This window comes from Rathayibacter sp. PhB186, from assembly GCF_003751825.1.
In the GTDB taxonomy this organism is placed as follows: Bacteria; Actinomycetota; Actinomycetes; order Actinomycetales; family Microbacteriaceae; genus Rathayibacter; species Rathayibacter festucae.
In genome coordinates this window covers 847,438-867,318 of sequence record NZ_RJKO01000001.1, presented here as the reverse complement: position 1 = coordinate 867,318, position 19,881 = coordinate 847,438, and the positions used below count along the sequence as shown (strand labels likewise).

Sequence of the window (19,881 nt, the reverse complement as noted above, 5' to 3'; positions counted from 1 at the left end):
TCAGGCTCCGGGCGGCGTCTCGGGAGCCTTGGCGAAGACGCCGGAGCGGAAGAAGGCGAAGGCCTTGGCGACCTTCTCGGGGCTGCCTGCGACGACGAGCGTGTCGCCCGGGAACACCCGGAAGTCGGGGGCGGGAGCGGGGTTCGCGGCGTCACCGCGCACGACGGCGACGACGGTGAGGCCGACGATGCCGCGGTCGGCGGGCTTGCCCAGCTGCTGGCCCGCGATGTGGTCGTCGTAGTCGACGGTGAACCAGTCGATCGAGAGCCCGGGGATCTGGTCGAGTGCGGTGAGCGACTCGGTGATCTGGGTGCCGCCGAGCAGCTCGGCGAGGGTGTGCGCCTCGTCGTCGCTGAGGCGGAGCGAGACCTTCGCGCCGTCCTGGTCGCCCTCGGCGAAGGTGATCAGGTCGCTGTGACCCGAGCGGTGGGCGATCACGCCGACCTTGCCGCCGTCGGCGGTGAGGAAGGTGTGCAGGACACCGACACCGGGCAGCTTGACCCTGCGGACCTCGACCATGCGTGCTCCATCCGCGCCTCGCAGCGCTCCGACGTCGGGAATCCCCCCAGTTTAGGCGGCCACCGCCCACCCCCGACCCGCGTTCGCCCACGGAGGACCCGGCCACCGGCCACCGGTCGCCGCCGCCGAGGCGTCCCCGAACGGTCGAGACGTCCACCCGCAGCAGGACGTCTCGACCACAGTGGGACGCCTCGCTCTCCACAGGGCGTCGCGCGCCGTCACCAGAGGTGGGGAGAGGTCGGCCGATGAGGGCACCCGGAGTGGGAGGGTTCCGGGATGACACGGGTGGAGCTGTTCCGGGGAGGGGCCTGCGGGAGGTCGGCGGAGTTCGTCCGCCTCCGTCGCGGGGTCCACGTGCGCGCGGCGGAGTGGGCGGGCGCCTCGGTCGACGCGCGCCACCGCGCCCGCATCGACGCGGTCGCCGCGACGTGGGGCCGGCCCGTCTTCCTCCGTGAATCCGCCGCCGCTGTCTGGGGCCTCCCCCTGGTCGAGCCGCTCGAGGAGACCGTGCACGTCGCGGCGTCGCCGGCGGTCGGCAGCCGATCGCGCAACCGCGTCGCCGAGCACCGCGGCGTGTCATCCGATTCGGTGGTGGTCGTCGACGGGCTGACGATCTCCGATCTCGCGCAGACCGTGCTCGACCTCTGCCGCTTCTCCTCCTTCCGGCGCGCCGTCACCGCGGCGGACCACGCCCTGCGGATGCGCGGCAGCCACGGCGAGCACCTTCTCGAGCTGGAGGAGCTGAGGGAGCGCCTCGCCGTCCTTCCCGGCGGGGCCCGCGGCCGTGCGGCGGCGGCGCGGGCGATCGACTTCGCCGACGAGCGCGCCGACTCGCCCTTGGAGTCGATCAGCCGGGTCGCGATGCACCAGGCGGGGCTCCCCCGTCCTGTGCTCCAGCGGCCGTTCCACGACGACGAGGGCCTGATCGGCCCGGTCGACTTCTTCTTCGAGGACGCCGGCGTCATCGGCGAGGCCGACGGGCGCACAAGTACACGGATCCGCGGTTCCTCCGCGGGCGCAGCCCCGAGCGGGCGCTGCTCGACGAGAAGCGCCGGGAGGACCGCCTCCGCGCTCTCGTCAGCGGCGTCGTCCGCTGGCGCTGGCAGGACGCCTACGCCGCGCGCCCGATGCTCGCCGCCCTTGCGCGCGCCGGAGTGCGCCCCACCGAGACGGCCTCGAACGGTCGAAGCGTCCCGCTGCTGCGGGACGTCTCGACCGTTCGGGGACGCCTCGACCGGAGTGCCGGCTAGCTGGGCTGGTACGGGGCGACGACGACCTCGACGCGCTGGAACTCCTTGAGATCGGAGTAGCCGGTGGTCGCCATCGAGCGCCGCAGGGCGCCGATCAGGTTGGCGGTGCCGTTCGCGTCGGTCGCGGGGCCGTAGAGGACCTGCTCGAGCGTGCCGACGGTGCCGACCTGGACGCGGCGACCGCGCGGGAGCTGCTGGTGGTGCGCCTCGGCACCCCAGTGCCAGCCGCCGCCGGGCGCGTCGGTGGCGCGGGCGAGCGCGGAGCCGAGCATCACGGCGTCGGCGCCGACCGCGACGGCCTTCACGATGTCGCCGGAGGTGCCGAGGCCGCCGTCCGCGATGACGTGCACGTAGCGTCCGCCGGACTCGTCGAGGTAGTCGCGGCGAGCGCCGGCGACGTCGGCGACCGCGGTGGCCATCGGCGCCTGGATGCCCAGCGTCGCGCGGGTGGTCGAGGCGGCGCCGCCGCCGAAGCCGACGAGGACGCCCGCGGCGCCCGTGCGCATCAGGTGCAGGGCGGCCGTGTAGGTCGAGGCGCCGCCGACGATGACCGGCACGTCGAGCTCGTAGATGAACTTCTTGAGGTTGAGCGGCTCGGTGTCCCGCGAGACGTGCTCGGCCGACACGGTCGTGCCGCGGATGACGAACACGTCGACCCCCGCGTCGACCACCGTCTGGTACAGCTCGGCGGTGCGCTGCGGCGACAGCGCACCCGCGACCGTCACGCCGGCCGCGCGGATCTCCGCGAGCCGCGCCGTCACCAGCTCCGGCTTCACCGGCTCCGAGTAGATCTCCTGCATGCGCTGCGTCGCCCGCTCCGCCGGCAGCTCCCGGATCTCCGCCAGCAGCGGCTCCGGGTCCTCGTAGCGCGTCCACAGCCCCTCGAGGTCGAGGACGCCCAGCGCCCCCAGCCGGCCCAGCGTGATCGCCGTCGCCGGCGAGACCACCGAGTCCATCGGCGCCGCGAGGATCGGAGTGCTGAACTGGTACGCGTCGATCGCCCACTTCACCGAGACCACCTCCGGGTCGCGGGTCCGGCGGCTCGGGACCACCGCGATGTCGTCGAAGGCGTACGCGCGGCGGGCGCGCTTGGCGCGCCCGATCTCGATCTCCATGAGCGGCAGTTTACCTGTGGCTCCATCCTCGCTCCGCGCCTCGCTCCGCTCAGCACTCCGCTCGTCTGTCGCCCGCAGTCGGCTCGAGCAGGCGGTCACGTCCCATGGAGCGTCTCGCGTCCGCGCACGCCGATCCGCTGGCACGCGGATCGGCGGGCGGTGCTTCCCGTGCCGTGCGCCTCGCTCCGCTCGTTGCACGGCCGCAGTCGGCTCAGGCAGGTGGTCGCGTCCCGCAGAGCGTCCTACTTCCGCGCACGCCGATCCGCTGACACGCGGATCACCGGATAGCGCTCCCACCCTGCTGCCGAGCGTGTCTGGGGGGGCAGTCGCGGCGGGCGCAGCCCGCTCGCGCTGCCGACAGCCGGCGCAGTCGCGGCGGCGCGCCAGCGCCGCTCGCGCTGCGTCCCTCGGTCTCACACACGTCCGCGTGCCCCGAGTGGGAGGCGTCGGGTCGTGAGGGCGGCCCCTCCGGCGTGGTGGGCGTATGGGCCGAAGGCCCATCGGGCAGAGGGGCCGCCCTCACGACCCGACGCCGACCCCCACCCAGAGCCCCAGCATCAGCCTCAGCGCCGGTAGTTCGGCGCCTCCACCACCATCTGCACATCATGCGGGTGCGACTCCTTGAGCCCCGCCGCCGTGATCCGCACGAACTTCCCGCGCTGCTTCAGCTCCGAGATCGTCCGCGCCCCCACGTAGAACATCGACTGCCGCAGCCCGCCCGCCAGCTGGTACGCCACATTCGCGAGCGGCCCGCGGTACGGCACCTGGCCCTCGATGCCCTCCGCGATCAGCTTGTCGTCGGTGGGGACGTCGGACTGGAAGTAGCGGTCCTTCGAGTAGGAGGTCCGCTCGCCGCGGGTCTGCAGCGCGCCGAGCGACCCCATGCCGCGGTAGGTCTTGAACTGCTTGCCGTTCTGGAAGACGAGGTCGCCGGGGCTCTCCTCGCAGCCCGCGAGGAGCGAGCCGAGCATGACGGTGTCGGCGCCGGCGACGAGCGCCTTCGCGATGTCGCCGGAGTACTGCAGTCCGCCGTCGGCGATCACGGGAACGCCCGACTCGCGGGCGGCGAGCGACGCCTCGTAGACGGCGGTCACCTGCGGCACGCCGACGCCGGCGACGACGCGGGTGGTGCAGATGGATCCGGGGCCGACTCCGACCTTGATGGCGTCGGCGCCCGCGTCGACGAGCGCCTGGGCGCCGGAGCGGGTGGCCACGTTGCCGCCGATGACGTCGACGCCGGCGAAGGCCGGGTCGGCCTTGAGGCGGCGGATGATCTCGAGGACCCCGGCGGAGTCCCCGTTCGCGGTGTCGACGACGAGGACGTCGACCCCGGCGTCGAGGAGCGCGGTGGCGCGCTGCCAGGCGTCGCCGAAGAAGCCGATGGCGGCGCCGACGCGCAGGCGACCCTCCTCGTCCTTGGTCGCGTTCGGGTACTGCTCGGACTTGTCGAAGTCCTTGACCGTGATGAGTCCGGCGAGCTTGCCCTGCGCGTCGACGAGGGGCAGCTTCTCGATCTTGTGCTGCGCGAAGAGCGCGATCACCTCGCTGTCGGGGATGCCGACGCGGCCGGTGATCAGGCCGGCGCTCGTCATCACGTCGCGGACGAGGGTGGACGCCTTCTCGAACGGCGAGACGAAGCGCATGTCGCGGTTGGTGATGATGCCGACGAGGACGCCGCTCGCGTCGACGACGGGGAGGCCGCTGATCCGGTACTGCCCGCAGAGGTCGTCGACCTGCGCGACCGTCGCGTCGGGGGTGGTGGTGACGGGGTTCGACACCATGCCCGACTCGCTGCGCTTGACGCGGTCGACCTGGTCGGCCTGATCGGCGATCGAGAGGTTGCGGTGCAGGATCCCGAGCCCGCCCTGACGGGCCATGGCGATCGCCATCCGCGACTCGGTGACGGTGTCCATCGCCGCCGAGAGCAGCGGGGTCGCGACCGTGATGCGCTTGGTGAGCCGGGAGGCCGTGTCGGCCTCGCTCGGGATGACGTCGGTGTGCCCGGGGAGGAGCATGACGTCGTCGTAGGTGAGTCCGAGGAATCCGAAGGGATCCGGCTGGTCCATCAATGCCCCTTAGCAGGTCGTGCGGGTGGCCCGGTGGTGGAGGTCGCGCATCCGGTCACGGGTGTCCCGGATGCTCAATCTTAAGCGCGGCGACGCGCCCGGTATTCCTGCCCGGACGTCCCTCGGATGTGCTCCGGGCGCGCTCGCGACCCGTGCGGGGGACACGGGAGCGCTCTCCGCCCCGCATAATGTCGTCACGCAGTAGTGCAGGTGGGGAAACACCGCCGACACATGCGGAACGTATGGTCAACCAACGTTGTTTGACGACGGCGATCCGGGCGCGCCCGAGGACCCCATCCGTCTGTGCACCCTGACGAGAGGTAGACGTCTTGCTCACAGCCAGCCGTTCGACGCGCCACAAGCGCGCGACGACCCTGCATCCGACGGACCGGGAGGCTCCCCGTGCCTAGGCGGCTCCCCACACTCCGCACGCTCCGCGACGGCCTGGTCGCACTCGGCCTGCTCGCCGCGACCCTGACCGGCGTCGCCGCTGCAGCACCCGCTGCGACCGCCGAGACCACGGCCGACCAGTCGATCATCGCCTGGGTCCGCGTGCAGGGCACGAACGAGAACCTGGTGGGGGTGACCGTCGAGCTCGGCGGCGACGCCACCGCGACCCTCACCACGGGCGACGACGGCCGCGCCGTCTTCCCGCTCGAGGAGGCCGGCACCTTCAGCGTGACGGTCGACGAGGAGACGCTCCCCGCCGACAAGGGCTATCCGGCAGCGGGTCAGAACCCGAAGCAGGTGACGATCGTCTCCTCGCAGAACCAGATCGTGAACTTCATCGTCTCGACGGCCAACCCGATCGGCACGGGCGCGAGCGCTCCGGTCCCGACCGACTCCGCCGCCCCCACGAGCCCCGCCACCGAGGGCACCACGGGCAACGACGCGACGAACCCCGACGGGACCTCGAACGCGGTGAACCAGCCGGTCTCGGCAGACACCTTCTGGATCATCTTCTGGCCCAAGGTCGTCACCGGCCTGATCTTCGGACTCCTGATCGCCCTCGCGGCGATCGGCGCCTCGCTGATCTACGGCGTCACCGGGCTGAACAACTTCGCCCACGGCGAGCTGGTCACCTTCGGTGCGCTGATGGCGTACCTCTTCTCCGGCGTCTTCGGGCTGCCGGCGCTGCTGGCGATCCCGATCGCGGTGATCCTCGGCGGGGCGTTCGGCTTCGCGCAGGACGGACTGCTCTGGAAGCCGCTGCGCAAGAGGAACATCCAGCTGATCCCGCTGATGATCGTGACCATCGGCCTGTCGCTCGCGCTGCGCTACACCTTCGTCTTCTTCTTCGGCGCGGACCGCCTCTCGCTGCCGAACAGCACGGCGCCGTTCTTCACGGTCCCGGCGCTCGGCATCAGCCTCAAGTTCACCGACCTCGTCGGCGCAGCCGTCGGCATCGTCTGCATCGTCGGTGTCGCCCTGCTGCTCACGAAGACCAAGATCGGCAAGGCGATGCGCGCGGTGTCCGACAACCGGGCCCTCGCCTCCGCCTCCGGCATCAACGTCGAGCGCGTCATCCGCGTGGTCTGGGTGCTCTCCGGAGCCCTCGCCGCGCTGGCCGGCGTCTACATCGGCTACTACCAGTCGCTGCGCTGGGACACCGGAGCGTCGATCCTGCTGCTGATCTTCGCGGCGATCACGCTCGGCGGACTCGGCTCCGCCTACGGAGCGCTGGTCGGCTCGCTCATCATCGGCCTGATGATGAACATCTCGACGATCTGGATCCCGGAGAACCTCAAGTACGTGGCTCCGCTCGTCCTCATGATCATCATCCTGCTGGTCAGACCGCAGGGCATCCTCGGTCGCAAGGAACGGATCGGCTGACACCATGAACCTCAACTTCATCTGGCTGGCGATCGGGCAGATCGTCGATCCCACCGTCGCCGCCTACGCGCTCGCGACCATCGGCCTGGTCATCCACTTCGGATTCACCGGCCTCCTCAACTTCGGCCAGGCCGGCTTCATGGCGGTGGGCGGCTACGCCTTCGCCATCACCTCGGTCAAGTTCGAATGGCCCGTCTGGGGCTCCCTGCTCGCGACGATCGTCGCGGCGACCCTCTTCGCCCTCATCCTCGGCATCCCGACGCTGAGACTGCGGGCGGACTACCTCTCGATCGTCACGATCGCGGCGGCCGAGATCGTCCGGCTCTCGGTCAAGACACCCGAGTTCTCGGCGGTGACCGGCGGCTCGGAGGGCATCAACGGCGCGGCGAAGGCGTTCAACGACCTCAACCCGCTGCCGGAGGGGCGCTTCGGGATCGGGATCCTCACCTACAACCAGGACCAGTGGTGGGTGCGCATCGTCGGCTGGGGCCTCGTGCTCCTGGCCTGCCTGCTGGTCTTCCTCCTGATGCGCAGCCCCTGGGGCCGCGTCATCAAGGGCATCCGCGAGGACGAGGACGCCGTGCGCTCGCTCGGCAAGAACGTCTTCTCCTACAAGATCCAGGCGCTGATCCTCGGCGGCGTGCTGGGCGGCCTGGCCGGAGCGCTGTTCATCCTGCCGCGCTCGCTGCAGCCCGACAACTACGGCACCCAGCTGACGTTCTTCCTCTACACGATCATGCTGCTGGGCGGTGCCGCGACGGTCTTCGGGCCGGTCGTCGGCTCGATCGTCTTCTGGGTCGTCCTCGGTCTGACCGACGGACTGCTCACGCTCGGGATCGACACCGGGGTCCTCAACAACGACCTCATCAAGCTCACCACGGTGCAGACCGGACCGATCCGGTTCATCGTGGTGGGTGTGGCCCTCATGCTCCTGGTGATCTTCAGACCCCAGGGCATCTTCGGCAAGAAGAAGGATCTGCACTTTGCCTAAAACGCCGGTCTCGGACATCACCGAGCAGGAAATCGTCCCCGGGGTCGTCAAGAAGGACCCCATCCTCGTCGCCGACGGCGTCAGCCGCCGCTTCGGCGGCCTGACCGCGGTCGACGTCGCCCACGTCGAGATCCCGCGCGGCTCGATCACCGCCCTGATCGGCCCGAACGGCGCCGGCAAGACCACGTTCTTCAACCTGCTGACGGGCTTCGACAAGCCCAACACCGGGCGCTGGAACTTCAAGGGCAAGAACCTCGCGAACGTCCCCGCCTACAAGGTGTCCCGGATGGGCATGGTGCGCACCTTCCAGCTCACCAAGGCCCTCGGCGGCATGACGGTGCTCGAGAACATGCTCCTCGGCGCCAAGGGGCAGAAGGGCGAGAACATCCTCACCTCGCTCATCCGGCCGCTGTGGTCGAAGGAGGAGGAGTCGATCGAGACCCGCGCGATCCGGCTGCTGGAGAAGTTCAAGCTCGACACCAAGAAGGACGACTACGCGTCCAGCCTCTCGGGCGGCCAGAAGAAGCTGCTGGAGATGGCGCGCGCCCTGATGTCGGAGCCCGAGCTGGTCATGCTCGACGAGCCGATGGCCGGCGTGAACCCGGCGCTGACGCAGTCGCTGCTGGGCCACATCGTGAACCTCAAGGACGAGGGCATGACCGTGCTCTTCGTCGAGCACGACATGCACATGGTCAACACGATCGCCGACTGGGTCATCGTGATGGCCGAGGGCAAGGTCGTCGCCGAGGGACCGCCCTCGACGGTGATGAACGACCCCGCGGTCATCGACGCCTACCTCGGCGCGCACCACGACACCGACCTCGGCACGATCGAGGGCCAGCTCGAGGTGGCGGAGGAGATGGACTCGGACCTCGTCCGCGAGGACGTCGAGAAGCGGGCCGAGGCGGCCGGCGTCGACGTGCACCACACGGGCGGCGAGCACGCCGCCGCGGCGACCCCTGCGGCCTCCACCGCGACGGCCTCCACCGCGACCGCCTCCACCGCGGACGACGCCCCCGCGACGGCCGCCCCCGCGGACGGCGCACCGACGAGCATCGCGCCGACCACCGACGCGCCCGCCGTCGACTTCGGAAAGGACGAGAAGTGACCCAGAACACGCTCGAGACGCACGACCTCCACGCGGGGTACGTGCCGGGAGTCAACATCCTGAACGGGTCGAACGTCTACGTGAAGAAGGGCGAGCTCGTCGGCATCATCGGCCCCAACGGAGCCGGCAAGTCGACGCTGCTCAAGGCGATGTTCGGGCTGGTGAACATCCGCCAGGGCACGGTCCTGCTCAACGGCGAGGACATCACCGGCTTCAAGGCCGACAAGCTGGTCTCCAAGGGCGTCGGCTTCGTGCCGCAGAACAACAACGTCTTCCCGTCGCTCACCATCGAGGAGAACCTCGAGATGGGCATGTACCAGAAGCCGAAGATGTTCAAGGACCGCCTCGAGTTCGTGACGGAGCTCTTCCCGGAGCTGACCAAGCGCCTCAAGCAGCGCTCCGGCTCGCTCTCGGGCGGTGAGCGCCAGATGGTCGCGATGTCGCGGGCCCTGATGATGGACCCGTCGATGCTGCTGCTCGACGAGCCGAGCGCAGGTCTCTCGCCGATGCGCCAGGACGAGACCTTCGTCAACGTCCAGCGGATCAACCGCGCCGGCGTCTCGATCATGATCGTCGAGCAGAACGCCCGCCGCGCGCTGCAGATCTGCGACCGCGGCTACGTGCTCGACCAGGGCCGCGACGCCTACGAGGGTCCCGGCCGCGAGCTGATGAACGATCCGAAGGTGATCGAGCTCTACCTCGGCACGCTCGCGACGACCAACGAGGTCACCACGAGCACGCCCACCGTCGGCGGCTGAGGGCGCCGCACCCTCGGGCCCGTCACCCGCCGAGAGGCGGGGGCGGGCCCGTCGTCGTCGAGGAGGAGGACCGGATGCGCCGCAGCGCCGCTCTGGTCGTCGTCGCGCTCGCGGCAGGGCTCCTCTCCGGCTGCGCACCCGGGCCGGTCTCGGAGCTGCCGGCGGGCGTCTCCGTCGGCGTGCAGCAGAACCGCGACGACTACGGTCCCCGCCGGCTCGAGGTCCTGGTGACCAACACCGCCGACGAGCCCCTGGACGTCTGGGAGGCGCGGCTCGACTCCCCCGCCTTCACCGACCCGGCCGCCACCGACGGCCCGACCACGGTGCGCCCGGGGACGACGACCGCGCTCCGGCTGCAGCTCGCTCCCCCGGACTGCGCGGACCCCGGCGCGGACGCCCGTGTGCGGCTCGCCTTCACGCAGGGCGGGGTCTCGGGGACGGCGGTGGTCGCGCCGGACGATCCGCTCGGCAGCCTGCCGCGCATCCACGCCGAGGACTGCCTCGCACAGCGCGTGGCGGAGGTGGTGTCGATCGTGCCCGGAGACGCCGTCACGGTGGCTCAGGAGGGCGGACAGCCCGTCGCACACCTGCCGCTCACCCTGACGCCGACGGGGGCCGACGGGGGCGTCTCGATCGCCTCGGTCGGACGCACGATCCTGCTCCGTCCCGCCTCGGGACAGGACAGCTGACCCGTCGGGGTGCGGATGGACGCCGGCGCCGCCACGACCCGCGTCGACCTCGCGATCGTGCCGAACAACTGCAACACGCACACCGTCTCGGAGGACAAGCGCGGCACGTTCTTCCCGGTCGCCGTCACGCTCGACGACGGCACGTCGGGAGTCGTCGCGATCGGTGTCTCCGACGCCGTGCGCGGGGCGCTCTACCGCTTCATCGCCAAGGACTCCTGCCGCTGGCAGTGAGCGCCGGCGCCGCACGGACATCGAGTCTCTCTCTGCGCTGGCACCCCCCGCCCGAGGGCCAGGACAGCGGCCGCCGTGCCGTAATTTTGGTGACAAGAGACATCGGCGCCGACACCCCGGCCGGACTCCTCTCCCCCTGATCAGGGGCGGATTCCCGCGGTCCTCGGCACCGATTCCTTCCCCTTCCGCGTCCCCTCCCGGCGCCGCGGTCCCCGTCTTCGAAGGAGCCGACCCATGAAGAGCTACACCCCCGCACCCGTCGCCCTCGGCGCGACCTTCGGCACCGGTGCGATCGGCGACTACGAGCGCTGGTCCGTCGTCGGCGTCTACGCGCAGGTCGTCATCGCCGAGACCACCGGCGGCAAGCGCCGCAACTACAGCCGCTCGTTCGTGACCTACCGCCTGGCCCAGGAGGCGGAGCTCCTCCGCGCCTCCTGAGGCCGCACCGCCCCGCCGTCGAGCGCGCGTCCCCCCGGGGGCGCGCGCTCGCTGCGTCGTGCGGCACCGGGAGGGACGGAGCGGGGACCCACGTTCGTTCGGTGGTGGATCTCGATACGCCCTCTCCGAGGGCTACTCGATCAGCATGGAGATGGCCTGCCGATCGAGATCGGCGCGGGTCCACCGGGACGGGAAGCCGGCGCTTCATGCTGGTCGAGTAGCCGCGCAGCGGCGTATCGAGACCTCGGGGACGACGAAGGGGCCCGGTCGGATGACCGGGCCCCTTCGCGCGTCACGGCCGGAGCCGCGAGCGGTGTTCTACTTCAGCGAGCCCTCGACGGTCTCCTCGAACGAGGTGACGTTGCCGGTGGAGTACTTGTAGATCGACACCGAGGCCTCGCTCGGGTCGCCGTTCTCGTCCCACGAGATCGGGCCGGAGAGGCCGTCGTAGTCGATGTCCTCGCCGTCGGCGATCATCGTGGCGCAGTCCGCGAACGTGGTGCACTTCGTGCCCTCGTCAGAGACGTCCTGCAGGTTGTCGCGGATCGTCGCACCGTCGGTCGCGCCGCCCTTGAGCGCGGCGAGCGCGGCGAGCACCGTGGCGTCGTACGACTCGGGAGCGTAGCTGAACACCGTCAGCGCGTCGTTCCCCTGCTCCTTCACGAGAGCCTGGAGGTTCGACTGGAACTCCTCCGACGCCTGCACACCGGGGTTGGTGAACTGCGCGCCGGCGATGTCGACGTTCGTGTCCGCGTCGGTGATGACGCCGTAGTTGCCGTCCGTGCCGTAGAGCTTCGAGAAGTCGAAGCCCTTCGCCGCGAGCTGCTCCGCGATCGTCTTGATCTCGTCGAACGAGATGACGACGAGCGCGTCGGGGTTCGGCGCGAGCACCGAGGTGATCGCCGAGTTGAAGTCGGTCGAGGCCGGCTCGAAGATCTCCTCGGCCGCGACGGTCGCGCCGCCCGCCTCGAGGGTCTCCTTGATGTTGGACTCGAGTCCGGTGCCGTACGCGTCGTTCATGTAGAGGATCGAGACGTTGGTCTTGCCGTCGCCGAGGATCTTGTTGCCGAGGATGCGGCCCTGGAGCACGTCCGAGGGGGCGGTGCGCCAGTAGTAGCCGTCGTCGTCGTAGGTCGTGAAGTCCGGCGAGGTGTTGGCCGGCGAGATCTGGACGACGCCCGCCTGGGTCACCTGGTCGATGAACGTCTTCGAGACGCCCGACGAAGCCGCTCCGATGACGACGCTGGCGCCGTCGGCGATGAGCGAGGTCGCGGACTGCGTCGCGATGTCGGTCGTGGTGTCGCCCGAGTCCTTCTGCTCGACATCGACCGTGATGCCGGCAGCGGCGTCGTTGATGTCCTTGACCGCGAGGTCGACGCCCGCGATCTCGGGCGGGCCGAGGACGGCCAGGGTGCCGGTCTGCGGGAGGATCGTGCCGATCTTCAGGGACAGGTCGCCGGACTCGCCGCCGTCGGTGCCCGCGTCTCCGCCGCCGCCGCTGGCGCAACCGGCGAGGACGAGAGCGCTGGCGCCCAGGAAGGCGACCCCGCTCAGGGTCGCCCGGAGGGATCGCGTACGGGCCGTCCCGGCCTTCGCGTGAACGCGCATGTTTCTCCTTGAGAGGTTCTGTCGTGGGAGCGGTGCCGGAGGCAACCGCTCGGCCAACCTAACCTTCGGAGAAGCCGTGAACAATACGGGGGTGTTTCAGATGCGTTTCGCGACCTGATCGTTACTTTTCGTCGTCGGAGCGCTCTCCCGCGACGCGATCCGCAGGTCCGGCCGTCACGCGTCGCCTCCGGCGCTCGGCCAAGACGAGGTCCACTGAGAAGATCGCCAGGGCCGCCCAGACGAGCGCGAAGCCGATCCAGCGCTCCGGCGGCATCTCCTCGTGCAGGAGGAAGGCGCCGACGACGAACTGCAGCACCGGCGTCAGGTACTGGATGAAGCCGACGATCGAGAGCGGCAGCCGCCGGGCGGCGCCCGCGAAGAGCAGCAGCGGCACCGCGGTGACGATGCCGGCCGAGGCGAGGATGAGCGCGTGCCCCGTGCCCTCCGTCGCCAGCGTCAGCCCGACGGTCGAGCCGACGACCAGCAGCTGCACGATCGCGAGCGGCGTGAGCCAGAGCGTCTCGAGCGTGAGACCGCTGACCGCGTCCATCCGGCCGCCGACCCGGCTCTTCACCAGGCCGTAGAGACCGAAGGAGAAGGCGAGCGCCAGCGAGACCCAGGGGAAGGAGCCGTAGCCGACGGCGATCACGAGGACGGCGACGGCGCTGATCGCCATCGCGATCCACTGCGCCCGCCGCAGCCGCTCGCGCAGCACTATCACGCCGAGCAGCACCGTGACGAGCGGGTTCATGAAGTAGCCGAGCGCCGCCTCGATCACGTGGCCGGTGGTCGTCGCGATGACGTAGACCTGCCAGTTGATGTAGATCAGCACGCCGGCGATCGCCATCACGCCGAGCAGCCGCGGCTCGCGGAAGAGCGCCGCGAAGCCGCGCCAGCTGCGTGTCACCGTGAGCAGGAGCAGGCAGAAGACCAGCGAGAAGAGCACGCGCAGCGCGACGATCTCGAACGGCGAGGCGGGGGCCATCGCGATGAAGTAGAGCGGCATCGCGCCCCAGAGCAGGTAGGCGGCGAAGCCGAACCAGAGGCCGGTCGACGACAGCGCGCCGCCGGCGCCCTTCACGGGCAGGGCCTCGACGCCCTCGCCGGCCGCGGCGTCGCCCGTCGTCGGCGAGGCGGGGTCGGCGGGGAGGCGGGAGGCGGGCACCCGTCCGATGCTACGCAGGGCCGGCGCCCGCGGACCGCCCGGAACGGTCACCGGACGTCAGGATCAGGCCACCGGTCGCGAAGAGGACCGGGCGCACGACGAAGGGCCCGGCGACTCGCGTCGCCGGGCCCACTGCACTGAAAGACGAAGGGCCCGGCGACTGTCGTCGCCGGGCCCTTCGGGGATCCGTCTCTAGCGGACCACGACCGCGAGGACGTCGCGGGCGGAGAGGACCAGCAGGTCGTCCCCACCGAACTTGACCTCGGTTCCGCCGTACTTGGAGTAGATGACCTTGTCACCGACGGCCACGTCGAGCGGGACGCGGTTGCCGTTGTCGTCGATGCGGCCGGGGCCGACGGCGACGACTTCGCCCTCCTGGGGCTTCTCCTTGGCGGTGTCGGGGATGACGAGACCGGAAGCAGTGACCTGCTCGGCCTCGACCTGCTTGATGACGATGCGATCTTCGAGCGGCTTGATGGACACCGACACGGTTGACCTCTTTCTTGACGACGACGGGGGCGGAGCGCCGCCGTTGGCAGACACGCTCCGAGAGTGCTAGCTCCACTGTAGAGGTTCCGCTGGCACTCGTGCAATCAGAGTGCCAGGCAGGCGCGCCGCGTCGTGCGGAGGGCGTGGCCTAGCATGGCCGGATGCAACGCGCCGAGCTGGTCGAGCTCCTCTCCCCCGAGGGCCTCCGGCTCCTCGACTCGCTCGACGGCTACCGCGCGGACGACCTGGTGCGCGCCGTCGCGGCGCTCCGCTCCGCCGGCCACTCCCCCGGCCTGGTGTCGGCCGTGCTGACCCAGGCGCGGCTGCGGGCGAAGGCGACCGGGAAGTTCGGCGAGTTCGCCCGGTCGATGCTCTTCACGGACGCCGGGCTCGAGCAGGCGACCCGCCTCCGGGTCGCCGCGCTGCACGCCGGCCGCTTCTCCTCCGCCGGGCTCACCCGCATCGCCGACCTCGGCAGCGGCATCGGCGGCGACGCCCTCGCGATGGCGGCCATCGACCTCGAGGTGACCGCGGTGGACGCGGACGAGATCACCGCGACCCTGGCCAGCTTCAACCTCGCCCCGTTCCCCTCCGCGCAGGCCGTGCACGGCGACGCCGAGGCGTTCGACCTGGACGGCTTCGACGCCGTCTACCTCGATCCGGCCCGCCGCACCGCCGGCCACCGCGAGACCCGGCGCCTCGACGATCCCGACGACTACTCCCCCTCGCTCGACTTCGCCTTCGGCCTCGCCGAGGCGCGGCCCGTGGGCGTGAAGCTCGGGCCGGGCTTCGACCGCGAGCGGATCCCCGCGGACGCGGAGGCGCAGTGGGTGTCGGTCGACGGCGAGCTCGTCGAGACGGGCCTGTGGTTCGGTCCGCTCGCTCGGCCGGGCGTCCGCCGGTCCGCGCTCCTGCTCTCGGCGACCGGCGCCGTGGAGCTCACCGCGCCGGCCGACAGCGAGGACGAGGAGGTGGGCGACCTCGGCGCGTTCGTGCACGAGCCGGACGGGTCGGCCATCCGCGCGCGCCTGCTCGGCGAGCTGGCCCGCACCAGCGGCTCGCGGATGCTCTCGCCCGGCATCGCCTACCTCACGGGCGACGAGCCCTCCGCGTCGCCGTTCCTGCGGAGCTTCCGCGTGCTCGCGGAGCTGCCCCTGGACGAGCGCACCCTCGCGCGCGAGCTGCGCGCCCGCGGCATCGGCGTCCTGGAGATCAAGAAGCGCGGCGTGGACGTCGACCCCGCGCGCTTCCGCAGGAAGCTCGGCCTGGCCGGGCGGGGCAGCGCCGTCCTGATCCTCACCAGGATCCAGGGGCGCCACCGCGCCCTGCTCGCCGAGCGCGTCGTGTGAGACCGGGGGCCGGCGCCTAGTAGCCGGAGGAGGAGGTCGCCGCGTCGAGGGCGACCACGAAGATCACGATCGTGACGGCGAGGTAGATCAGCGAGACCACGACGCCGGCGATGCCGGTGATGATCGCGGTCAGCGCGAAGCCGCGTGCTCCCGGCTCGCGACGGCGGCCGAGGAAGCCGAGCACGATCGCGGGCGCGGACAGGATGAAGCCGAAGCCCCAGCCGAAGATCGAGATCACCAGGCCCACGATGCCGAGGATCATGCCGGTGAGGCTCAGGGTCTTGGGCACCGTCGTGGGCGCCGGGACGTAGGCGTACTGCGGCGGCGCGGCGTTCGGGGCCGGCGGGAGCGGCGTCCCGTACGCGGGCGGCGGGGTGTCCTGGGCACCCTGTCCCGGTGCCGTCGGGGTGCCACCCGAGTACGCGGGCGGGGCCGGGGGCACCGGAGTGCCACCGGAGTGCACGGGCGGGGCCGGGGGCGCCGGCGGCACGGGGGGAGCAGGGGGGACGGGAGGGCCCTGTCGGTCGTCGGACCCGGGCCGGCTGCTGTCGCTCATGCCTCGAAGTCTAGAACGAGGCCGCCGACCGGCTCAGGCCGGGAGGTAGCCGTCCGTCCGGAGTCCGCCGACGAAGGCCGAGTAGGCGAGGGCGCCGACCAGCAGCAGCACGAGCGCGAAGTAGCCGAGGAGGAAGCCGGCGATCGCGAGTCCGCGGCCGCGCTGCCCCGAGCGGCGCGCCTGCGCGAAGCCGACGTGCCCGAGGACGATCGCGGCGGGCGCGAGCCCGAGGATGCCGCAGATCAGGGCGGCGACGGCGAGGCCGTTCAGCGGCGGGCGCGGTGCGGGAGCGCCGGGATGCGCGGCGCCGTCGAAGGCCTCCGGGCCGCCCGGGGCTCCGGAGGGAACGGCCTCCCCGGTCCAGCCGGACGCGGCGCCGGCAGCCGCCGGCGGCGGAGCGGAGGCGGGGGACGGTGCTCCGGAGGGCGGCGCGTACCGCGGCGGCGGGGGCGGCACCGACCCCGGTGCCGGATCGCCGGTGGACTCGTCGTTCACGTCGCCCTCCTCGAGCGCTCCGCCGTCCCCGCCGTGCAGGGCGGGGCGGAGTGGATCAGTAGTTCGTCGTGCCCGCGATGCCTGCGAGGGAGAACAGGGTGACGAACAGGACGATGTAGACGATGATCGCGACGAAGCCGATCACGACGGCGGCGATCGCGAGTCCGCGGCCCTTCTCTCCGGTCCGCTTGATCTGCGAGAGAGCGATGAAGCCCAGGACGATCCCCACGATCGCGATGAAGAACGAGGCGATGAAGCCGATGATCGCCAGGATGTTGTAGCGGTCGGACGCGGGCGTGTACGGAGCAGTCATGGAAGATCCCCCTTGATCAGGAACGAGTGGATGCGCTCAGAGTGGCAGCGTCCCCGGAGGGCTGTCAAAACCCTGGACGGCGCTTGTGACGCGAGACGGCACTGCGGTAGAGCGCCTAGCGCACCTGGATCTCGGTGACGGGCAGCGTGGAGTCGGCGCCGAAGGAGAGGCTCGAGGGCGCGTGCCCCGCCTCGATCAGCTGGGCGCCGAGCGCCGCGATCATCGCGCCGTTGTCGGTGCAGAGCGAGAGCGGGGGGATCCGCAGTGCGATACCCGCCGCCGCGCAGCGCTCCTCGGCGAGCTCGCGGACCCGCGCGTTGGCGACCACTCCCCCGCCCAGCAGCAGCCGGGGCACCTCCCGGTCGACGCAGGCCGCGATCGCCTTGGTGAGCAGCACGTCGGCGACCGCCTCGCGGAAGCTCGCGGCGACGTCGGCGACCGGCACCTCCTCGCCCGCGTCCTGGCGCTTCTCCACCCAGCGCGCGACGGCGGTCTTCAGCCCCGAGAAGGAGAAGTCGTAGCGGTGCTTCTCCCTGTCCTTCGGGAGGGTGAGGCCGCGGGGGAAGCGGATGGCCCGCGGATCGCCGTCGGCGGCGACGCGGTCGATCTGCGGGCCGCCGGGGTAGGGCAGGCCGAGCACGCGGGCGACCTTGTCGAACGCCTCGCCGGCCGCGTCGTCGATCGTCTCGCCGAGCAGCTCGACATCGGAGACGAGATCGCGCACGTGCAGGAGCGAGGTGTGCCCGCCCGAGACGAGCAGCGCGATGGTCGGCACCTCGACCGGGCCGCCCTCGCCGCCGTCGGCGCGCAGGACGTCGGCCCCGACGTGCCCGACGAGGTGGTTGACCGCGTAGAGCGGCTTCCCGAGCGAGACCGCCAGCGCCTTCGCCGCGCCGACGCCGACCATCAGCGCCCCGGAGAGCCCGGGGCCGCTGGTGACCGCGATCGCGTCCAGCTCCTGCAGCGTGACGCCGGCCTCGGCGAGCGCCGTCCGCAGCGTCGGCTCGAGCGCCTCGAGGTGCGCGCGGGCGGCGACCTCGGGCACCACACCGCCGTAGCGGGCGTGCTCCTCCATCGACGAGGCGATGGTGTTGGCGAGGAGCGTCGTGCCGCGGACGATGCCGATCCCGGTCTCGTCGCAGCTGGTCTCGATGCCGAGGACGAGCGGACCGGCGGTCATGGCGACTCCTGTCGAGGGGCGGCGATCGGCGCGCGCATCACGAGCGCGTCGACGTTGTCGGGCTGGTAGTAGGCGGGGCGGACCCCGATCTCCTCGAAGCCCTCCGAGCGGTAGAGCGACTGGGCGACGGGGTTGTCGGCACGGACCTCGAGGAAGACCTCGCGGGCACCGCGCTCGGCGGCGGTGGCGACGAGCGCGCGCAGGAGGCGCCTGCCGAGTCCGGTGCGGCGCGCGGAGGCGAGCACCGCGATGGTCTGCACGTCGCCCTCGTGCGCGCCGACCGGGCAGAGCAGCCCGGCGTAGCCGACCAGCTCGCCCGCGTCCTCGGCGACCAGGTAGCGGGTGTGCCGGCTGCGGATCTCCTCGCGCATCATCGTGCGGGACCAGGCGTCGCTGGTGAACTCGGACTCCTCGATCGCCATGATCGCGTCGAGGTCGTGGACGGTGGCGTCGCGCAGCTCCGCGCTCACGCGGTGACCCGCTTGGGACCGGCCGAGAGTGTGACGTCGGGCGAGCGGAGGTAGAGCGGCTCGTCGGCCGCGGGGTCGCGGCCGGCCGCGCGGGTGAGCGCGGCCACGACGCCGAGCTCGGCGGCGGACACCGTCTCCGCCTCGAGGAGGGGCAGCTCGGGGAAGGGCAGCGCGGGCGGCTTGTCGAGGCCGGGTCCGGCGGTGCGGACGGGCAGGCCCTGCTCGTCGAGGCCGGCGTAGGCGCTCCAGTAGAGCTCGCGGCGGCGCGCGTCGGTGACGACGAGGAAGCCGGCGGCACGGCCGTGGCGCAGGGCGCCGAGCGCGACCGCGTCGTGCGAGACGACCGGGAGAGTGGGTACGTCGCGGCCGAACGCGAAGGCGCGGGCCGCGGCGATGCCGACCCGGAGGCCGGTGAAGGGGCCGGGGCCCATGCCGACGGCGACGGCCTCGATCGCGTCGGGGCCGATGCCGGCCGCCCCGAGGGCCTCCTCGATCAGCCGGCCGACGACCTCGGCGTGCCGCATGGTGTCGGTCTCGGTGCGCTCGGCCCGGACCGCCCCGTCGGCGCCGACGACGGCGACGGAGGTACCGGAGGAGGTGTCGATCGCGAGCAGCACCCTGACAGGGTACCCGCGGGCGACGGGGCACCGGCCGAGGAGCCTGCGGCGCTCCGCAGCTGCTCGGTGGATCTCGATACGCCCTCTCCGAGGGCTGCTCGATCGGCATGCAGATCATGCTGGTCGAGCAGCCGCACAGCGGCGTCTCGAGACCCGCCGTCAGCAGAGCGGTCAGCGCCAGCCCGTGCCGCGGAAGCGCACCGTGCGCGGCTCGATGGGCTCCTCGCCGTCCTCGGCGTCGGAGCCGCCGGTCGGGCGCTCCAGGACGATGTCGAGCCACGAGTCCGCCACGCCGTCGAGCAGACCGGCGCCCCACTCGACCACCACGACCGAGTGCTCGATGTCGAGGTCGAGGTCGTCCAGCTCCACCGCGGAGCCGACGCGGTAGGCGTCCACGTGCACGAGCGGCGGGCCGCCGTGCAGCGGCGGGTGCGTCCGCGCGATCACGAAGGTCGGGCTGGTCACCGGCCCGCGCACCCCGAGCCCCTCACCGAGCCCGCGGGTGAAGGTCGTCTTGCCCGCCCCGAGCGGCCCGGTCAGCACCAGCAGGTCGCCGGCGCGCAGCACCCCGCCGAGGGAGCGACCGAGCTCCTCCATCGCCTCCGGATCCGCGATCTCGACGGTGCGGTCGGCGAACCAGT

Annotated in this window: 22 protein-coding genes; 8 read left to right on the top strand and 14 right to left on the bottom strand. The window is 71.7% G+C overall.

Annotation, left to right across the window (positions count from 1 at the left end):
* From EDF45_RS04115 to guaB, 4 genes are all read right to left on the bottom strand, one after another.
* Window positions 1–519, bottom strand: a complete 519-nt coding sequence (locus EDF45_RS04115) for a cation:proton antiporter regulatory subunit (RefSeq protein ID WP_123445096.1) — start codon at window positions 517–519, stop codon at window positions 1–3.
* 576 nt (window positions 520–1,095) lie between these two features.
* On the bottom strand, window positions 1,096–1,386 hold the full coding sequence (locus EDF45_RS20965) for a hypothetical protein (RefSeq protein WP_148060215.1): 291 nt from the start codon (window positions 1,384–1,386) through the stop codon (window positions 1,096–1,098).
* Between the two features lie 379 nt (window positions 1,387–1,765).
* Window positions 1,766–2,884, bottom strand: coding sequence for a GuaB3 family IMP dehydrogenase-related protein (locus EDF45_RS04105; protein ID WP_123733534.1), 1,119 nt, complete (start codon window positions 2,882–2,884; stop codon window positions 1,766–1,768).
* A gap of 563 nt (window positions 2,885–3,447) precedes the next feature.
* Window positions 3,448–4,950, bottom strand: a complete 1,503-nt coding sequence (guaB, locus tag EDF45_RS04100) for an IMP dehydrogenase (protein WP_123735054.1) — start codon at window positions 4,948–4,950, stop codon at window positions 3,448–3,450.
* 402 nt (window positions 4,951–5,352) lie between these two features.
* Here guaB and EDF45_RS04095 point away from each other — a divergent pair, with 402 nt between their 5' ends.
* The 7 genes from EDF45_RS04095 (at window position 5,353) to EDF45_RS04065 (ending at window position 10,998) form a co-directional block, all read left to right on the top strand.
* On the top strand, window positions 5,353–6,783 hold the full coding sequence (locus tag EDF45_RS04095; protein WP_243582580.1) for a branched-chain amino acid ABC transporter permease: 1,431 nt from the start codon (window positions 5,353–5,355) through the stop codon (window positions 6,781–6,783).
* A gap of 4 nt (window positions 6,784–6,787) precedes the next feature.
* A complete protein-coding gene (locus EDF45_RS04090) occupies window positions 6,788–7,774 on the top strand; it encodes a branched-chain amino acid ABC transporter permease (RefSeq protein ID WP_123735053.1) in 987 nt (328 codons plus the stop codon).
* Entirely contained in the window at window positions 7,767–8,882 is a 1,116-nt protein-coding gene (locus EDF45_RS04085; protein ID WP_123735052.1) for an ABC transporter ATP-binding protein, read from the top strand. Before EDF45_RS04090 ends, EDF45_RS04085 begins: the two co-directional genes overlap by 8 nt.
* Window positions 8,879–9,640 carry an ABC transporter ATP-binding protein gene (locus tag EDF45_RS04080; RefSeq protein WP_123445090.1) on the top strand — a complete coding sequence of 254 codons (762 nt, stop codon included), beginning with the start codon at window positions 8,879–8,881 and terminating at the stop codon, window positions 9,638–9,640. Before EDF45_RS04085 ends, EDF45_RS04080 begins: the two co-directional genes overlap by 4 nt.
* A 74-nt stretch (window positions 9,641–9,714) precedes the next feature.
* Window positions 9,715–10,329, top strand: a complete 615-nt coding sequence (locus EDF45_RS04075; protein ID WP_123735051.1) for a hypothetical protein — start codon at window positions 9,715–9,717, stop codon at window positions 10,327–10,329.
* A gap of 15 nt (window positions 10,330–10,344) precedes the next feature.
* The gene (locus tag EDF45_RS04070) at window positions 10,345–10,560 is read left to right on the top strand and encodes a hypothetical protein (protein ID WP_123735050.1); all 216 of its coding nucleotides are present in this window, start codon (window positions 10,345–10,347) and stop codon (window positions 10,558–10,560) included.
* A gap of 234 nt (window positions 10,561–10,794) precedes the next feature.
* Window positions 10,795–10,998, top strand: a complete 204-nt coding sequence (locus EDF45_RS04065) for a hypothetical protein (RefSeq protein WP_123445088.1) — start codon at window positions 10,795–10,797, stop codon at window positions 10,996–10,998.
* 318 nt (window positions 10,999–11,316) lie between these two features.
* Here the strand turns inward: EDF45_RS04065 and EDF45_RS04060 are convergent, their stop codons facing one another.
* From EDF45_RS04060 to groES, 3 genes are all read right to left on the bottom strand, one after another.
* Window positions 11,317–12,606, bottom strand: coding sequence for an ABC transporter substrate-binding protein (locus EDF45_RS04060; RefSeq protein WP_123735049.1), 1,290 nt, complete (start codon window positions 12,604–12,606; stop codon window positions 11,317–11,319).
* Between the two features lie 121 nt (window positions 12,607–12,727).
* On the bottom strand, window positions 12,728–13,687 hold the full coding sequence (gene rarD, locus EDF45_RS04055; RefSeq protein ID WP_397460038.1) for an EamA family transporter RarD: 960 nt from the start codon (window positions 13,685–13,687) through the stop codon (window positions 12,728–12,730).
* A gap of 276 nt (window positions 13,688–13,963) precedes the next feature.
* Window positions 13,964–14,260 carry a co-chaperone GroES gene (groES, locus tag EDF45_RS04050; RefSeq protein WP_068251574.1) on the bottom strand — a complete coding sequence of 99 codons (297 nt, stop codon included), beginning with the start codon at window positions 14,258–14,260 and terminating at the stop codon, window positions 13,964–13,966.
* A 161-nt stretch (window positions 14,261–14,421) separates the two neighbouring features.
* Between groES and EDF45_RS04045 the strand changes: the two genes are divergently transcribed.
* Window positions 14,422–15,609 (top strand): class I SAM-dependent methyltransferase, encoded by a 1,188-nt coding sequence (locus tag EDF45_RS04045; RefSeq protein ID WP_123735048.1) that lies wholly within the window; start codon window positions 14,422–14,424, stop codon window positions 15,607–15,609.
* 16 nt (window positions 15,610–15,625) lie between these two features.
* On the opposite strand, the gene EDF45_RS21165 is transcribed toward EDF45_RS04045, so the two are convergent.
* From EDF45_RS21165 to tsaE, 7 genes are all read right to left on the bottom strand, one after another.
* Entirely contained in the window at window positions 15,626–16,165 is a 540-nt protein-coding gene (locus EDF45_RS21165; RefSeq protein ID WP_185020079.1) for a DUF4190 domain-containing protein, read from the bottom strand.
* Window positions 16,166–16,198: 33 nt separating this feature from the next.
* Window positions 16,199–16,660 carry a DUF4190 domain-containing protein gene (locus EDF45_RS04030; protein ID WP_123735046.1) on the bottom strand — a complete coding sequence of 154 codons (462 nt, stop codon included), beginning with the start codon at window positions 16,658–16,660 and terminating at the stop codon, window positions 16,199–16,201.
* Between the two features lie 55 nt (window positions 16,661–16,715).
* A complete protein-coding gene (locus EDF45_RS04025; protein WP_123735045.1) occupies window positions 16,716–16,973 on the bottom strand; it encodes a DUF4190 domain-containing protein in 258 nt (85 codons plus the stop codon).
* Window positions 16,974–17,088: 115 nt separating this feature from the next.
* A complete protein-coding gene (gene tsaD, locus EDF45_RS04020) occupies window positions 17,089–18,153 on the bottom strand; it encodes a tRNA (adenosine(37)-N6)-threonylcarbamoyltransferase complex transferase subunit TsaD (protein WP_123735044.1) in 1,065 nt (354 codons plus the stop codon).
* On the bottom strand, window positions 18,150–18,623 hold the full coding sequence (rimI, locus tag EDF45_RS04015; RefSeq protein ID WP_311316330.1) for a ribosomal protein S18-alanine N-acetyltransferase: 474 nt from the start codon (window positions 18,621–18,623) through the stop codon (window positions 18,150–18,152). The genes tsaD and rimI overlap by 4 nt, the downstream gene beginning before the upstream one ends.
* Window positions 18,620–19,240, bottom strand: a complete 621-nt coding sequence (tsaB, locus tag EDF45_RS04010; RefSeq protein ID WP_123735043.1) for a tRNA (adenosine(37)-N6)-threonylcarbamoyltransferase complex dimerization subunit type 1 TsaB — start codon at window positions 19,238–19,240, stop codon at window positions 18,620–18,622. Before tsaB ends, rimI begins: the two co-directional genes overlap by 4 nt.
* A 171-nt stretch (window positions 19,241–19,411) precedes the next feature.
* Window positions 19,412–19,837 carry a tRNA (adenosine(37)-N6)-threonylcarbamoyltransferase complex ATPase subunit type 1 TsaE gene (gene tsaE / locus EDF45_RS04005; protein ID WP_123735574.1) on the bottom strand — a complete coding sequence of 142 codons (426 nt, stop codon included), beginning with the start codon at window positions 19,835–19,837 and terminating at the stop codon, window positions 19,412–19,414.
* Window positions 19,838–19,881: the final 44 nt, after the last annotated feature.

Excerpts from the sequence above, each read along its gene's own strand:
- tsaD (WP_123735044.1), bottom strand. The coding sequence starts at position 18,153 with ATGACCGCCGGTCCGCTCGTCCTCGGCATCGAGACCAGCTGCGACGAG.
- EDF45_RS04060 (WP_123735049.1), bottom strand. The coding sequence starts at position 12,606 with ATGCGCGTTCACGCGAAGGCCGGGACGGCCCGTACGCGATCCCTCCGG.
- EDF45_RS04045 (WP_123735048.1), top strand. The coding sequence starts at position 14,422 with ATGCAACGCGCCGAGCTGGTCGAGCTCCTCTCCCCCGAGGGCCTCCGG.
- EDF45_RS04075 (WP_123735051.1), top strand. The coding sequence starts at position 9,715 with ATGCGCCGCAGCGCCGCTCTGGTCGTCGTCGCGCTCGCGGCAGGGCTC.
- EDF45_RS04065 (WP_123445088.1), top strand. The coding sequence starts at position 10,795 with ATGAAGAGCTACACCCCCGCACCCGTCGCCCTCGGCGCGACCTTCGGC.
- EDF45_RS04025 (WP_123735045.1), bottom strand. The coding sequence starts at position 16,973 with ATGACTGCTCCGTACACGCCCGCGTCCGACCGCTACAACATCCTGGCG.
- EDF45_RS04090 (WP_123735053.1), top strand. The coding sequence starts at position 6,788 with ATGAACCTCAACTTCATCTGGCTGGCGATCGGGCAGATCGTCGATCCC.
- EDF45_RS04105 (WP_123733534.1), bottom strand. The coding sequence starts at position 2,884 with ATGGAGATCGAGATCGGGCGCGCCAAGCGCGCCCGCCGCGCGTACGCC.
- EDF45_RS21165 (WP_185020079.1), bottom strand. The coding sequence starts at position 16,165 with ATGAGCGACAGCAGCCGGCCCGGGTCCGACGACCGACAGGGCCCTCCC.
- guaB (WP_123735054.1), bottom strand. The coding sequence starts at position 4,950 with ATGGACCAGCCGGATCCCTTCGGATTCCTCGGACTCACCTACGACGAC.
- EDF45_RS04070 (WP_123735050.1), top strand. The coding sequence starts at position 10,345 with ATGGACGCCGGCGCCGCCACGACCCGCGTCGACCTCGCGATCGTGCCG.
- tsaE (WP_123735574.1), bottom strand. The coding sequence starts at position 19,837 with ATGGAGGAGCTCGGTCGCTCCCTCGGCGGGGTGCTGCGCGCCGGCGAC.
- EDF45_RS04115 (WP_123445096.1), bottom strand. The coding sequence starts at position 519 with ATGGTCGAGGTCCGCAGGGTCAAGCTGCCCGGTGTCGGTGTCCTGCAC.